At 37.2% G+C, this 14,618-nt stretch carries 12 protein-coding genes; 2 read left to right on the top strand and 10 right to left on the bottom strand.

Features of this window, described 5'->3' with window-relative positions:
* Window positions 1-12: 12 nt before the first annotated feature.
* Entirely contained in the window at window positions 13-270 is a 258-nt protein-coding gene (locus tag D9780_RS20480; protein ID WP_073009106.1) for a hypothetical protein, read from the top strand.
* A 15-nt stretch (window positions 271-285) separates the two neighbouring features.
* On the opposite strand, the gene D9780_RS20475 is transcribed toward D9780_RS20480, so the two are convergent.
* The 8 genes from D9780_RS20475 to D9780_RS20445 form a co-directional block, all read right to left on the bottom strand.
* On the bottom strand, window positions 286-654 hold the full coding sequence (locus D9780_RS20475; RefSeq protein WP_073009103.1) for a DUF423 domain-containing protein: 369 nt from the start codon (window positions 652-654) through the stop codon (window positions 286-288).
* A 44-nt stretch (window positions 655-698) separates the two neighbouring features.
* Entirely contained in the window at window positions 699-1,007 is a 309-nt protein-coding gene (locus D9780_RS20470) for a YwdI family protein (protein ID WP_121641345.1), read from the bottom strand.
* Window positions 1,008-1,385: 378 nt separating this feature from the next.
* A complete protein-coding gene (locus D9780_RS21275; protein ID WP_162985956.1) occupies window positions 1,386-1,523 on the bottom strand; it encodes a hypothetical protein in 138 nt (45 codons plus the stop codon).
* Between the two features lie 148 nt (window positions 1,524-1,671).
* Complete coding sequence (locus D9780_RS20465; protein WP_121641344.1) at window positions 1,672-2,247, bottom strand: cytochrome c oxidase subunit 3; 576 nt, start codon at window positions 2,245-2,247, stop codon at window positions 1,672-1,674.
* Window positions 2,240-4,021, bottom strand: coding sequence for a cytochrome c oxidase subunit I (locus D9780_RS20460; RefSeq protein WP_240458843.1), 1,782 nt, complete (start codon window positions 4,019-4,021; stop codon window positions 2,240-2,242). The genes D9780_RS20465 and D9780_RS20460 overlap by 8 nt, the downstream gene beginning before the upstream one ends.
* Window positions 4,022-4,186: 165 nt before the next feature.
* Window positions 4,187-4,870, bottom strand: a complete 684-nt coding sequence (coxB, locus tag D9780_RS20455; protein WP_116277366.1) for a cytochrome c oxidase subunit II — start codon at window positions 4,868-4,870, stop codon at window positions 4,187-4,189.
* A gap of 580 nt (window positions 4,871-5,450) precedes the next feature.
* Complete coding sequence (locus D9780_RS20450; RefSeq protein WP_116277367.1) at window positions 5,451-5,750, bottom strand: phasin family protein; 300 nt, start codon at window positions 5,748-5,750, stop codon at window positions 5,451-5,453.
* A 14-nt stretch (window positions 5,751-5,764) separates the two neighbouring features.
* Window positions 5,765-7,411, bottom strand: coding sequence for an ABC1 kinase family protein (locus D9780_RS20445; RefSeq protein ID WP_073009084.1), 1,647 nt, complete (start codon window positions 7,409-7,411; stop codon window positions 5,765-5,767).
* Window positions 7,412-7,673: 262 nt separating this feature from the next.
* On the opposite strand from D9780_RS20445, the gene D9780_RS20440 reads away from it, so the two are divergent.
* Window positions 7,674-9,023: a YjiH family protein gene (locus tag D9780_RS20440; protein WP_121641342.1), complete on the top strand. Its 1,350-nt coding sequence runs from the start codon at window positions 7,674-7,676 to the stop codon at window positions 9,021-9,023.
* Between the two features lie 500 nt (window positions 9,024-9,523).
* Here D9780_RS20440 and D9780_RS20435 read toward each other — a convergent pair whose 3' ends face one another.
* A complete protein-coding gene (locus D9780_RS20435) occupies window positions 9,524-10,525 on the bottom strand; it encodes an acyltransferase family protein (RefSeq protein ID WP_073009079.1) in 1,002 nt (333 codons plus the stop codon).
* A 756-nt stretch (window positions 10,526-11,281) separates the two neighbouring features.
* Window positions 11,282-14,617, bottom strand: a complete 3,336-nt coding sequence (locus D9780_RS20430) for a GH36-type glycosyl hydrolase domain-containing protein (RefSeq protein ID WP_371413679.1) — start codon at window positions 14,615-14,617, stop codon at window positions 11,282-11,284.
* Window position 14,618 lies beyond the last annotated feature (1 nt).

The following is a 14,618-nucleotide window of genomic DNA, read 5'->3' as shown; positions in this document are numbered from 1 at the left end:
GAGGCGAGCACCATGAAACAACCTTACGAAAAATTCATGATAGTAGAGCTGTTAGCTTTAGGTGCTGCCAGTCTTTTTACTTTTATTGCTTTAATCAAAGGCTACACGATTATGATTATATTAGGTTTGCTCTTGGTTGTAGGAAGTCTTATTGCTGACAGCCTCGTGCAATGGCATTTATACCGCTCCATCCCGTCCCACGCAATAAAACAAGCCGTACGTGCATTACTTGTGTTTATCTTCACGTTGCTTTTCCTACTACGTCTGTAAACAGAGAAGGCCATTTTATACATACTTAGCAATACATGTACCTAGTAGAATCCAACCAATTAAAAATGCTACGCCACCTATAGGAGTAATCATCGCAAAAGTTTTAATACCCGTTGTAGAGTAAATATACAGACTACCTGAAAATAATAAAATGCCAATAAAAAACAGCCAACCAGCCCATGTCACTCCGACACTATGTACTTTCATCATGAATATGCCTGTTACAAATAATGCCATCGTATGGAACATCTGATAATTTACCGCTTTTTCCCATGTAGCTATCGCATTTTTAGATATTTTCCCTTCTAACCCATGGGCGCCAAATGCTCCTAAGGCAACAGCTAAAAACCCATTAATAGCGCCTAAAACTAAAAATAATTTCATGTTCTCCCTCTTTTCTTATGAAGTTAGACAGCATGTACTATGACTTAAAAATCAAACAATGAATCCCCATTTGCTTCTCCGTGATCTATCTTTGATTGTGGATTTACACCTTTTGGTTGGTTCATTTTTTCTGCCCCCTTTTCTCCAAGCATCATTTTTATTTCTGCTGCAGAAAATTGCGTTGTATCTTGTGCTTGTGTCATCGATTTTTCTTGCTCATCTAGCAACAATTCGCATAATAAACGAATATGACGAACATGTTGTCGTAAAACATGCTCGTTATCCACGTTATTTTTTGCAACATATATTTCCTCTAACATTTTATTGATAATAGTCGTATTGGTTACAGCCATACCAAGTTCTCCTAACTTTTATTTTGTACCTTCATTATAAATTGAGTTCATACTAAAAACAATTAGGCTGTCTGCACATTTATCAAGTTCTTCTTGACATAGTTATATAACGCCTCTACCTTTCAGCACATATGGATAAGCTTTTTCCCAATCATTATGGCAGAAAAAACCGTCGTTTTGCTGATGTTAGAATAACTTGGCTTGTCGCTAAATCTAATGGCGAATCTTATAATCTTTCTTATACCATAAACCTATAGACTAACGTTTTCTCTTGTTTTCTTCCAATAAAAACAAAAAGTCCTGATCATGGCAGGACCTCGCTTCTTTTTCTAATCTATTTTTACCCTATCAACTCGGAAATCTCTACACCTTCTATCATCATGCATTTAACGTCTTTTTTGGTTTTTCCTCCAAATAACGATTATACATCCACTGCAAAAACAATAATTCATTTTCAAGCAGTCTCCTGCCTAATCTGCTCTCCGTAGTTTTACACAATTGCAAAAAGGTTTCCATGCGTATCGAGAATCCTCCTATCGAGTTGATATTTCTTCCATTGTAACGTGCTTTTCATAGAAGCGCAATAACTTTTTAGTTAATAGGCAGAATTTACAGATAAATGCCTGATTTGACAAATTAGATTCTCGTTTTACCGACACGATTCTTAAGTAATATATGGCAAATAGACAAGAAGGATAATAAACACCCATATACCGTCTACAAAATGCCAATAATATGAGAAAATTGTTTGTTTTTCTTCATACAATGATGCAGATACTTTAGTACGTCTAAATTGGATGAATAATACAATCATCCACCCAATACCAAAAGCGACGTGAGCAGCATGTAAGCCTACAAGTACGTAAAAAGATGATAAGAAAACACTTGTACTTAAGCCGTAACCTTCTTGAACAAAGCTATAAAATTCATAGACTTCTACCCCTAAGAAAACGATAGCAAGTACCAATGTTAATCCTAGACCTAATAACGTTTTCTTTTTCTTTCTTTCGCGCACACCTCTTTCTGCAACCATTAATGTGCCACTGCTTGATAAAAGGAAAAAGGAAGAAAGCATGACCATTTTTGCTTGAAATACTTCTGAAGGATATGGCCCATTAGCTGCAGGCGTAAAGATCATATATGTCGCAAATAATACTGCAAACATAATTGCTTCCACGCCTAAATAGATAAAGAATCCCACTTTTTTATCCTGAAATAATGCTGCTTCTTGTTTATGCATGTTCATCCCCCTTTCCGTAGAAATCTTCTCGTTCATCGGTAAACGAACGTAACACAAGCATTGCAAATAACGCAACGCCACCGGTGATAGCCAACCAATACCAACGAAACGTTAATCCTGTACTAACAATCAATAAGCTCATTGCTATACAAAATGGTTGGATAGAATCGCGTTCTAGTGGCTTTATACGTACATCTGTCGTAGTAGGTAACACATGCCCAGCTAGTTTTGCGTACCAGTAAGCGTCTATACTTTGAATTACCGGCATCGGCTCGAAAGTATGCACAGGAGCTGGTGAGGGAACAGTCCACTCTAGCGTTCTCCCATTCCAAGGATCATGGGAAACTTTTACTTTCATTTTATGTGTTTTATATACATTCCAAATCACAAACAACATACTAATCCCCATTAGAAATGCCCCGACCGTACTTAACGCATTCAACAAGAAAATGCCGTCAGCTTCACTATAGGTATAGACACGTCGAGGCATGCCTTCTAATCCCGTAATATGCATAGGGAAAAATGTAACATGATAACCGATTAAAAACGTCCAAAAATGCCATTTACCTAATTTTTCGTCAAGCATATAACCAGTTATTTTAGGATACCAATAATACAAACCAGCAAACACACCAAGTATGGTAGAAGCAATAATAACGTAATGAAAATGCGCAACAACGAAATGTGTATCGTGAAACTGAAAATCAGCTGCAGACAAGGAGAGCATAACTCCTGTAACACCACCAATAACGAACGAAGGAATAAATCCTAACGCAAATAGCATCGGTGTTGTAAAGTGAATAACCCCTCCGCGCATTGTAAATAACCAATTAAAAACTTTAATGCCCGTTGGAACCGCAATTGCCATCGTAGTAATAGCAAAAAATGTGTTCACTACTGGGCCAAGCCCTACGGTAAACATATGATGTACCCAAACCATAAAGCCTAGAAACCCAATTAGCCCTATGGAAGCAACCATTGTTCCATAGCCAAAAACACGTTTTTTAGAAAAAGTAGAAATAATATCAGAAAAAATCCCGAACGCTGGCAATGCTAATATATACACTTCTGGATGTCCAAATATCCAAAATAAATGTTGCCAAAACACAGGGTCACCTTCATCCCCCGAGAAAAATCCAGTACCAAACAGCCGATCAAACATGAGTAAGTATAAAGCTATTGCCAACACCGTAAATGCGATTAAAATAAGGAAAGATGTAATTAATGATGCCCATGCAAACAATGGCATCCGTGTATACAGCATACCTGGAGCACGATGACGCACGATTGTTACAATTAAATTTAACGCTGTGAAAATCGTTCCTAAACCAGATACTTGTAAACCAAACACATAAAACTCTGTGCCTGCTCCAGGAGTGAAGGCAGCTCTTGATAATGGCGCATAGCCTGTCCACCCAACTTCTGGTGTCATATCAATAAAGAAAGCAAGGTTAAAAAAGACAGAACCAGCAAAAAACAACCAAAAACCTAAAGCATTTAAAAATGGAAAAGCTAAGTCTCTAGCACCTATTTGTAAAGGTACTGCTATGTTCATTAAACCAAGCAATAGAGGCATAGCTACGAAAAAAATCATTAATGTCCCGTGTGTTGTGAACAATTCATTATATTTCTCACCTTGAAATACCCAAAAATCGTTATTAGGAATAGCAAGTTGTGTACGAATAAGTAATGCATCAATTCCAGCTCGAAAGAAATACAAAATCCCAAAAAGTAAATACAGAATCCCTATTTTTCGATGATTGGTCGTTTTCATATAATCCCAAATAACATATAACTTACGCTTTTTAACAACGAAATATGTAGCAACCAAACCAATAACGATGACAGATACCCAAGCTGCTACAATATCTGTTGGTATGGAATATTCACTTCCAAACATAGATAATTTCATGATGATATCACCTTTCATTTTCTCCAATTATTTTTGAAGATATTGCTCATACGCTTGTTTAGATACTACTTTAACTTCAAATGTCATATCCGTGTGTCCAAGCCCGCAATATTCTGCGCATTTACCTTGATAGGTACCTTTTTTCGGGTTGTTAATTTCATACGTTAATTCTTTTCCTGGTATTACATCTACTTTTCCACCTAGCTGAGGGACCCAAAAGGAATGAATAACATCCGCCGATTTTAAATTTAAAACAATTGATTCCCCTTCAGGAATTACTAATTTATCCATTTCTTCTGTTCCATTAGCATGCGTAAATGTCCAATTAAACTGTTTCCCTACGACATCAATCACAACTCCTGATTGGTCACTTTCTTCCGTCCATTGGGGCGACTGATCATATGTAATTGCTAAAGTAGGCACTGCTAAAACAATTAACAAAAGAACTGGAATCGTAATCCAGGTAATTTCCAATTTAATATTGCCTTTCACATCTTGCGGTAAATCATGCTTCCTTGTTTCTGTATAGCGATACTTTATGACAAAATAAGTAAATAAAATAAACACGGTTACCACAACAAACATCATGATCCAAAAGCTAAACTCTATTAAAAAGGCTTGTTCACTTGCAGTATCACTTTTTGGATCAAGAACAGTGATGTTACAACCCGTTAAAAACAATAATAGCGGTAACAGAAATATTTTTTTCATTGCCCCCACCTTCTTACCTTTGTTAAGATACTATGTGATAACTGCTTTATCACAAATCTTCGCTAAACACATAGTTTTGCTCAAAATTATATGCTGCCCTACCTTTTTAGAAATGACGATAGCGAATAATTGCTCACCAAATATTTTCCAGCTATCTACCTTATATAATTTGTTTCCCTAATTAGGAAAAACGTTAAACATTTTAGTACAAATAAACCTTAAATATTTCCATAACAAGACACCTTAATTCCTCCATGAATGCTTTACTAGCAAGAACAAAGGCTCGGGGCACCCGCTTAGCAACGTAGCGACTGGAACGAACCAACGGAAGTTTTAGAAATCATGCTCTTGCAATTAGTATGGCGGCGCCATCCGGCAAACCCGTCGTTAGTCAGCCTTCCTATTTAGAACGAACCGTTGATGACTAGCTTAGGGCAATGGAGTGAAGTCGCAGTTGCTGGACGCTGGAGCCAGACGCGACTAAATAACTTAGTTAGTTTATCAACAGCTGCAAAATTTTGTAATTTCCTTAGACAACAAAAAAAGAGAGCAAACCACAATTGGTTTACTCCCTCTCGGATTATTGATTTTCTATTTTGTTTTCAAGCACTGCTACACGATTACGAAGTTCTTCTACTTCTTCTTTTGTCGCTATGCCAATGTCATTCGCAAGCTTTTGAGTTTGCTCATTTTGCCGTGCTTGCCATTCACCTTTTTTAGCTTCTCCTTTATCCACAAACTGCTTTAACAATGTTTTCGCTTGTTCCTGTGTAAGTTCATTTTTTTCTACTAATTGTTTCATTCTCGATTCAAATTTTTCCTTACTAGTCACTGCTGCACCTAACCCAAGTAAAAACCCTTTTTTTAATAAGTCATTCATGAAGTCCACCTCCTTTATTTTGACGATTGAATCATCTTATAATGCTTCCTTAATATGGTTAGCAATAAAATAGTTAAAACAGCTGTACTACATAGTGTAATGATTGCAGTGAGCTGATATTGCAAATAAAAAGCACCTATCGAACCGCCCAAACTAAGCAGCAAAAACATAACAATTAATACTTCTATCCAAATAAAGTACTGATGCTTTAAACGACGCTGATGTTTTCGTTTATCCCACTGCCTATTCTTTGTTCCGCTTTCCAACCATTCCAAAACGGCTTGCGGATAAGAAAGAATTGGTTTGATCGTGTCTTTGGCATACTGCTTATATAATGTTTCGGCAACTTTTTTGCCACCAAGCCATTCTTTCACTGCAGGCTCTGCCCATTTCTGAAAGTTAATTTCCGGGTAGATGGCTATTAATATTCCAATAATAATGGAGATAGCTCTACCTAAGTAGGCATATTCTGCAGATAACTGAATAGGTTGATCGTGAATAACAAGACGAATATCTTTTTTAATTTGCTCCATAATATGAGCATCTTGTATATCTATTGTACCACTTTGATACATTTCTATCGTCTCTTGAATTGCTCGTTTTAATTTATTGTGATCAGCATTTGGTAAAATAAAACCCATTTCATCTAGCGTTTCAATAACGCGATCGTAATTATCCATTACAATGCTTTGGATGAGCTGTTTAAAATGTTGGCTGTCCTGTTGTCTTACTTCCCCTACCATACCAAAATCAATAATGACAATCCTTCCGTCTGGCTGCACTAATATGTTTCCTGCGTGCGGATCGGCATGGAATTTACCTGTCGTCAAAAATTGTTCCAAATAAAAATCAAATAAAACGCTTGCTACATGTTTTGTATCAATTTGGTGCCGCTGCATATATTCAATATCTGTAACTTTCGCCCCTTCAACCCATTCCATAACAAGGACTCGCTTGGTGCATAATTCATCTACATAAAATGGAATATGTAACGACGTGTTTCCCTTAAACTTTTCTTTAAAATAGTGCGCATTTGCTAATTCAAGGTTAAAATGCAGTTCTCGATTCATAACGGTTACAAGCTCTCGGTATAACGATGGCAAGTCTGTTTTTTTTCCAAAAGAGGTTAGCGTAGATATGAGCCAAAATACGATTCGCAGTGCTTTAAAATCCTTATGAAACACCTCTTTAATCCGATAGCGCTGCACCTTAATGGCAACCTCTGTATCACTACCTTTTAACTTCGCTCGATATACTTCTCCAATGGATGCTGACGCAATAGATGGTGTTTGAATCTCTTCTATATGCGTTTCAATTGCTGCTCCCCACTCTTCTTCCATAATCTCTTTAGCATAAGAGTAAGGCATCGCAGGTACTCGATCGACAAGCCCACTCAGCTCCTTAATAAAAGCATCAGGCATAAAATCCGTTCTGGTACTTAGAAACTGTCCGACTTTAATTAATACACCACCAAGCAAGATCGCCTTCTCCCGGTATTCTTGTGCCAATTTTGTAATAAGAAGATTCCACTTATCAAACGTTTCGTCATCCCATATGCGGTGTTTAAAATGAAACATATAAATTTTTGCAATAAATTTTAACGTCATCAACACCATTACTGTACAACGATATCCCAAATTATACTTTAACCGTTTATGCATTTAAACACCTCATTCCTATGTACCCTTTTTCATCCTTTGAAAAACCTGACTTCTGCCCAATTTCCAAAACGTAAGTTAACACTTAAAAATTTCCTATAGTATAAATAAAAACGATATGTACATGTTTCATTATATCTAAACTAATAATAAAACGTACATTTTTGCAAATAAAACAGAAATATTCATTTGTTTTGCATTTTATCATTGGATAATCATACATTTTATCTTATAATAATAAGAAACAAGAACCGTGGAGGATTTTATGAAAAACAATAGCTATTCTATATTTGATCATATTAAATTTATTATACCATCCCTTATTGGTGTTTTTTTATTTATGTCACCTATAAAAACAGAAGATGGATTAACTATTCCAATTGCTATCCTAGCTGGGAAAGTTCAGTCCTTATTAGCCGATCAGTTATCTGGCATTATGATGGTTATTATCGTGTTTACAGCAATTATGACTATCATCGTTCGCCTGTTAGGCAAAGAAAAGCTTGATAGAACACCATTTTTCCAGCAACTCTTTTACGTAAATATGTTCTGGACAATGACAAGGGTAGTAGCTGCTATTTTTGCTGTTATGGTATTTTTCCAATTAGGACCTGAATTTATCCATAGTGCGAATACAGGGCAAATGTTATTAGGTGATTTATTACATGTATTATTTGCTGTCTTTTTATTTGCTGGCTTGTTTTTACCGTTACTGATGAATTTTGGTTTACTTGAGTTGTTTGGAACACTTATGACAAAGATCATGCGCCCGTTATTCCGACTACCTGGTCGTGCGTCCATTGATTCCCTCGCTTCTTGGGTAGGCGATGGTACAATCGGTGTATTAATTACAAGTAAACAGTATGAAAACGGCTATTACACCAAACGAGAGGCTGCTGTTATCGGAACAACATTTTCCGTTGTCTCCATTACTTTTTCTTTAGTTATCATTGCTGAAGTAGGACTTGAGCATATGTTTTTACCGTTTTACGGTACCGTTTTAGCTGCGGGAGTTGTAGCTGCATTAATTATGCCACGCATTCCTCCGCTTTCTAGAAAACCGGATACGTATATAAATAAAGATGCAGAAGGAATATCTGAAGAAATTCCAGCAGGAGACCATCTTTTTTCATTTAGCTATAAAAAAGCGTTAGAACGCGCCAAGCAAGAAAAAAGTGTGTTTAAAGTCTTCAAAGAAGGCGGGCAAAATATTTTAGACATGTGGATGGGAGTCGCCCCAGTTGTGATGGCATTTGGATTAATTGCTCTCATTATCGCGGAAACAACACCTATTTTTCAATGGCTAGGTATGCCGTTTGTACCTTTCATGGAACTGATGCAAATTCCGCATGCTAAAGAAGCGTCAGAAACAGTCTTAATTGGCTTTGCAGATATGTTTTTACCATCCATTTTAGCTTCTACTATCGAAGCAGAGATCACCCGGTTCATCATTGCCGCCCTTTCTGTCACCCAGTTAATTTATATGTCAGAGGTAGGCGGATTATTAATTGGATCTAAAGTACCCGTATCCTTTAAAGATTTAGTCATTATCTTTTTACTGCGTACAATCATTACCTTGCCTGTCATCACTATCATAGCTCATCTTATATTTTAAAAAATCTTTCATGAAGGACAAAGGCGCAAGCGCCCGGTTAGCAACGTAGCGAGTGGAACGAATCAACTGAGATAAAGGAATCACGGTGAGGAACGAACCGATGATGACTTATCGTAAGGCGATTTCGTGAAGTCGCCTAGTTGCTGGGCTCTGGAGCCGGACGGGGCTAAATAACTTAGTTAGATTATCCACAGCTACAAAATTTTGTAATTTCTTAGAAAAGGAGCAAAGGCTAGGGGCGCCCGGTTAGCAACGTTTTTTATAATTTCCTAAACTTAACAAAACAGCCAAGCTATCGGATAGTTTGGCTGTTTCTTATTACTATAAACTTTTAAACGCTTGTACTTCCCTAATCGTATCATAAAAAATTTACTGCTTTGACTTTTCGTAGCAAACCCTGTTCTTACAGTAGCTTATATAGATGACACTTTTTGAGTTAAATTCGCTTTCCATCTATTCGCTTAAGGAATGGACTTTGACGTTCAGCAAAATTGGCTACTTTATTTCTCTTGTACCGTTTTATGATACATTTTTTTCATTATCGAAGCCTTCCCTTCAACAAGCGGTTGCCATAATCCAAGTATTGGTCGACTAGATAATAAGAGTACAAGCAGCATAGATAAAGCAGCAAGTCCTAGAAAATCAAATACTCCATCTACCTTAAACAACTCCGCCTGACGAAAGTATTGGATAAAAAAGCCGTGTAGTAAATATACATAAAGTGTGCGTGTTCCGAGAATGGTCCATGTAAAATGCTGGACTGGCACCCATGATAGCACGCTTATAACCATGAAAGCTGCAGATACATAAACTAAGAGTCTTGCCAGCCCACCGTATTCTACAAGCCCCAAATCACCATATGATTTAGAAGCAAGTAACCAACCAGAATTAAAGTCTGGTAAGTAGTAGATAGCTACCGCAATGCCAACCATGACCACGAGCGAAACAGCTTGCACCGCTTTTTGCTTAACGAGCATCACTTGCTTTTCCGTTAATAAATAGCCGACTAAGAAAAACGGAAAGAAAACAAAAGTTCGAGATAGACTGAACATATGCCCAATTTCACTAAAATAACCGACGACTAGGCCGAGAAAGATCGCAATCGAAACACTTAAAAATGGCGGTAACTTTTTAAACCAATATAATAACATATGCCAGCAAAATAGGCTGAATAAAAACCACAACGCCCAATGTGGACTAAATAAGTCCGTTTGCCAGCCTGATTTATCGATGACATAATAGTAACCCGTATATAGTAGTTGAAAAATGAGATATGGCAACAATAATTTTTTCATCAATTGCACGATATAACTGAATGATCCTGAACCTTTTGCAAAATAGCCTGCCAATAATATAAATGCAGGCATGTGAAATGTATACACCCACATATAAAGTGTATGAACGTATGGAGAATCACCTGTAAAAGGCTGTATCATATGTCCAAAAACAACTAAAAAAATCAAGATAACTTTTGCATTATCAAAAAAAGCGTTCCTTTCCATGGATCTCCATCCTTTTCGGTAAATTTATTTTATATTTCGTAAGTAGAAAATGTAAGGTGACGATAGCTTTCATATATGTCCATGCTTTAAAATGTCGCTATTTTATTTCCTATCTTTTTACATTCTATTTAGATCCTGCTTGTATAGGATGCACTATTTACTTTACCCGTTTTGAAAGCCGTTTTCATATAAAAACACTTGATTTCATACACTTGTTAGCCTTTTGTAAACGGTTTGAAAAATATTCATTTAAATGTAATAGAAACGTTAAAAGAAGTAACCCTATAGATTACTTCTTTCTACTATTTTTATGTATGACTTTCTATTAAATAGCTGACTTCACTAACTACGAGAGAAGACGGTTTCTTATATTTCCTAAATAAAAGCCAAACTATGGTATCGCTTTCGTGGCGAAATCCTCCGTTTTAATTAAACTATAAACCACTAAGCTTTTACTTCCTATAGCGAAACAAAGGCTCGGGCGCCCGGTTAGCAATGTGGCGACTGGAACGAAACAACGAAAGTTTTAGGACTCATGCCACTAAAGCAGGGGGATGCCGACGCACGAAGACATACCCGTTTTTAGTCGGCCCTCTTCTTAGGATACGAACAAAAGATGACTTAGCGTAGAGCGATCTCGTAAAGTCGCCTCGTTGCTGGGCTGAACGTGGTTTATTCGGTTATGTTGTTATACTCAAGCCACTACATTTATACTTTCTTATCTGGCAAAAAAAAGGCAAGGCATGCGCCTCGTCTTTACAAATAAACTTCAATATGATTTTCTCCAGCTTGTAAATATTTTTCCAACTGTGCCGTTTTTAGCACCATACCACCTTCGCGATAAGGATTATCTGTTAATTGCGTAAAATGAACGTTTTTACCATTTACAACGACCTGCTTTTTCCCTTCTTTAAGATGATAATGATATGTTATTGGCTTGCCATCATATTGAAATGCAAATTCTAATTGATCCAACTCATCGGGTATTACCGGATCAATCACAAGATCTCCTTGCTGATAGCGGATGCCTAAAGCATTAGAAATTAATTGATTCATATATATTCCTGGGCCGCTCGAATAAATGCGCCAACCCGCTTTCACTGGAACATCACCAGTACGTAGCTGATCAAAGTTTTCCTGTGCTTCATAGCGTGTAGCAAATTTGCCATCCGAGCTGCTAAAATACGCATTACTTTGGCGTATCTCTGCATGAGGGACTTCGTTTTGAATTAAAATTGGATTAATGACGGACAAGCCTTTCCACACTTCATTTTCATATCCAAGCTTAGCCATTGCTTCAACAAACCGAATATGCGCATGTACATATTGTAAGCCTATTTCTCGACCAAAATTAGCCGATTGCTCAGCTCGTTTAAAATGTGTACTAACGCCACCTTTATAGTGAGCAGGGCGATTCATTAACCGAACGCCATCTGGGAAATATAACTTGTCTTTTATTAACCGATAATGCTTTTCCGCCTGCTCTTTGGTAAACAGCTCGCTAATAATACTGCGCTGCATTGGTAATAATCGATACTGAATACCAGTTTTTTCATCAGATGGGTGAAGCATATATTCGATCTGATCCGGATTCTCCATATACACAAATCCTGGAACAACTGTTGCTGACAAAATATATTGATTAAAATCAGCTTTCACCCCCGCAGCAAGCTCTTGCATCTGTAATGCTTCCTGTTCATCATAGCTAACTAACACTTGAGCCAACTTCTGTAACACCTGATACGTTAATGCAACGGTCCAGCTGGAAGACATATATTTCTTCAAATTCTCATTCGCAGGTTGCAACGTATCATCCCAGTCTCCATCATCATATAGAGATAAATACGTGTCTTGAGCAAAATGATTTTTCATATAATTAATTTCTTTTTGTACATGTTCCATAATCGTAGCTTTCCTTGCTGTCAACTTGAAAGTAGTACGATCTGTATAAGGAACAACTTCCTCTAAAATGCCATAATCTCCAGTAGCCTCCAAATAATCGGCAACTACTTTTAACGGCCACACAATAATATCACCATGGCTGTCTTCCTGCTGAATATGTTGATACTTATCAAACATAAACCATTGTGGCCAGTTGCCTTGATCTTCGTACTGATGAGAGAAAACGATTTTAATGATGTCACGTACCACTTGATAATTTTGTGTTGCCATAAAATATTCCGTTGGTCCTTGACACACATCACGAGTACCCCAAGCAGCTCCGCCAAATTGTTCCAACCCATGCGGCGATGAAAAATGTACGAGCATATTGTGCGTATACCACCAAGCTAACGCATTAATTTTCTCCAAATCCCTCGTAGATGAACCGGAAGAGGTAAGTTTAAATCCTTTGTTCACTTGACGGTAATACGCACGATAACGCTCGATTTCTCCTGGAATATCTACCAACTGAACAAGCTGTTCTTGTTTGTATAACGAACCTTTTATGTTTAATGTCCATTCTGCTGTAGGACTCATAGACAAGACTAAAAGGGATGCAGATAGTGGGGAAATATTTGTTGCTAGTTGTCGCTCATCCCCCACCGTCAACTCTGTACCTGTAACGTGCATAAAATAATTTAAATCAGGATAAATAGTCGCGCTATCCGATTTAGAATCAGCCGTACAAACAACGGTATTTCCTTTATGTTTGATATGAAAAGGAACTTCATATTCATTATTATTCATAGTTAATTGATTGGTAACTATAAATCTATACACTTTCCCTTTTTCTGACCTCACATGTAGCTGAAGCACTGCATCATCTACCTTAGTAAGATTGGTAATGACAATTACATCATCCAAAAATTTATAATACCATCTAGCATAGTTAAAACCGATCTCAAATAGAGAAGGCATGGTTAATAAGTGATACGTTTCATCAATTTGAATATAAATTCTCTGCCCTGAAGTTTTCAGAATATTTAACGGGTTTCGTGCATTTGTCAGCATTTTGTTCATAGAAGAATTACCAATAACAAGCTGTGAATTAAAAATGCCATACATATATGACGTCGTTGCCATCGTATCGTCTCTCACCCGGTCATTATGTCCACTCATAATAATATGTCCATGTGGTCGTTCGATCAGCTCTTCTTTTTGCTTGAGAACTATATGCTCATACGTATCCGTAAAAAAGGAAAGCAGTGTAGATCCATTATATTCCTCCAACTGCCGATTTGGAAAATAAGTGTTTAATTCTGCTATTGTCATTTCTAACGCGGTAAGTGGCGCACCTATACTAGGCATCATACGTACCCTCTTTACGGGGGCATGATCCCTTTTACTTTCGCTTAATTCTTTCCACGCTTTTTGAATCTCTTGCTTAAATTCCAACTCCCGAACAGCAGTGGAATGATTTTCTTTAAACAAACCGTAAAATACGAACCGCTGCTTTCCATTTAAAGCAAGCTTCTCTGATTGTAATGCAGTATAGGCGAATTCATATTGATAGTTTTCATTTGCCAAGCTAGGTTTCGTTAAAACCTCGGCTTGATTTGTCGTTTTATAAGATAAACCAAAAAATTGAAAACCATCTGTAGAGTAGCCAATAACTTTACCTAAAGCACCTTGTTGAATATATGGGAATCCACTTGCTTGCGGTTGATTTTGCCTAGAGCAAACGGCATACCCGTTTTCATTATCTTGGAAAATAGCATGATCCATATATTGCGACATATAAGCTTCATTAGACCGCACCGCTCCTTTATCAGCCAAACCTAAGTCTTGCCCATAAATAAGATCGACCTCGACATCTTCCCCATCTAACAAAACATCCCAAAACCAAACTCCTGCTCCTGTTAGATAGAAAGTAACTTCATAGTTTACTTCTTCAAAGGTACCTTGCCACTTCACTTGATCCTCTGCAACGAAAATCTCGCTGTTCGATTGAACACCCAATAACGGCGCTACTACGATGTCTCCATGGCGATAAATTCGTAAATAAATATTATTTAACGCTCCATCGATCGGGTTCGACAACAGCTGATTAATCATTGTATCCTTATGAGCAATTTCATAAATGTCACCGCTTTGGAGAAATGTAAACGTAATATTTTGCGCTTTTATCTGAAAATTCCCTCTTGTTGTCAAA

Source organism: Virgibacillus sp. Bac330 (assembly GCF_003667845.1).
GTDB classification, from domain to species: domain Bacteria; phylum Bacillota; class Bacilli; order Bacillales; family Amphibacillaceae; genus Virgibacillus; species Virgibacillus chiguensis.
Note: the sequence above shows the minus strand (reverse complement) of the source record. Positions and strands in the feature narration are given on the sequence as shown.

What these genes read in the sequence shown, in the direction of transcription:
- D9780_RS20445 (WP_073009084.1), bottom strand. Translation starts at nt 7,411, where the DNA reads ATGCATAAACGGTTAAAGTATAATTTGGGATATCGTTGTACAGTAATG.
- D9780_RS20435 (WP_073009079.1), bottom strand. Translation starts at nt 10,525, where the DNA reads ATGGAAAGGAACGCTTTTTTTGATAATGCAAAAGTTATCTTGATTTTT.
- D9780_RS20470 (WP_121641345.1), bottom strand. Translation starts at nt 1,007, where the DNA reads ATGGCTGTAACCAATACGACTATTATCAATAAAATGTTAGAGGAAATA.
- D9780_RS20465 (WP_121641344.1), bottom strand. Translation starts at nt 2,247, where the DNA reads ATGCATAAACAAGAAGCAGCATTATTTCAGGATAAAAAAGTGGGATTC.
- D9780_RS21275 (WP_162985956.1), bottom strand. Translation starts at nt 1,523, where the DNA reads ATGGAAACCTTTTTGCAATTGTGTAAAACTACGGAGAGCAGATTAGGC.
- D9780_RS20480 (WP_073009106.1), top strand. Translation starts at nt 13, where the DNA reads ATGAAACAACCTTACGAAAAATTCATGATAGTAGAGCTGTTAGCTTTA.
- coxB (WP_116277366.1), bottom strand. Translation starts at nt 4,870, where the DNA reads ATGAAAAAAATATTTCTGTTACCGCTATTATTGTTTTTAACGGGTTGT.
- D9780_RS20475 (WP_073009103.1), bottom strand. Translation starts at nt 654, where the DNA reads ATGAAATTATTTTTAGTTTTAGGCGCTATTAATGGGTTTTTAGCTGTT.
- D9780_RS20450 (WP_116277367.1), bottom strand. Translation starts at nt 5,750, where the DNA reads ATGAATGACTTATTAAAAAAAGGGTTTTTACTTGGGTTAGGTGCAGCA.
- D9780_RS20440 (WP_121641342.1), top strand. Translation starts at nt 7,674, where the DNA reads ATGAAAAACAATAGCTATTCTATATTTGATCATATTAAATTTATTATA.
- D9780_RS20460 (WP_240458843.1), bottom strand. Translation starts at nt 4,021, where the DNA reads ATGAAAACGACCAATCATCGAAAAATAGGGATTCTGTATTTACTTTTT.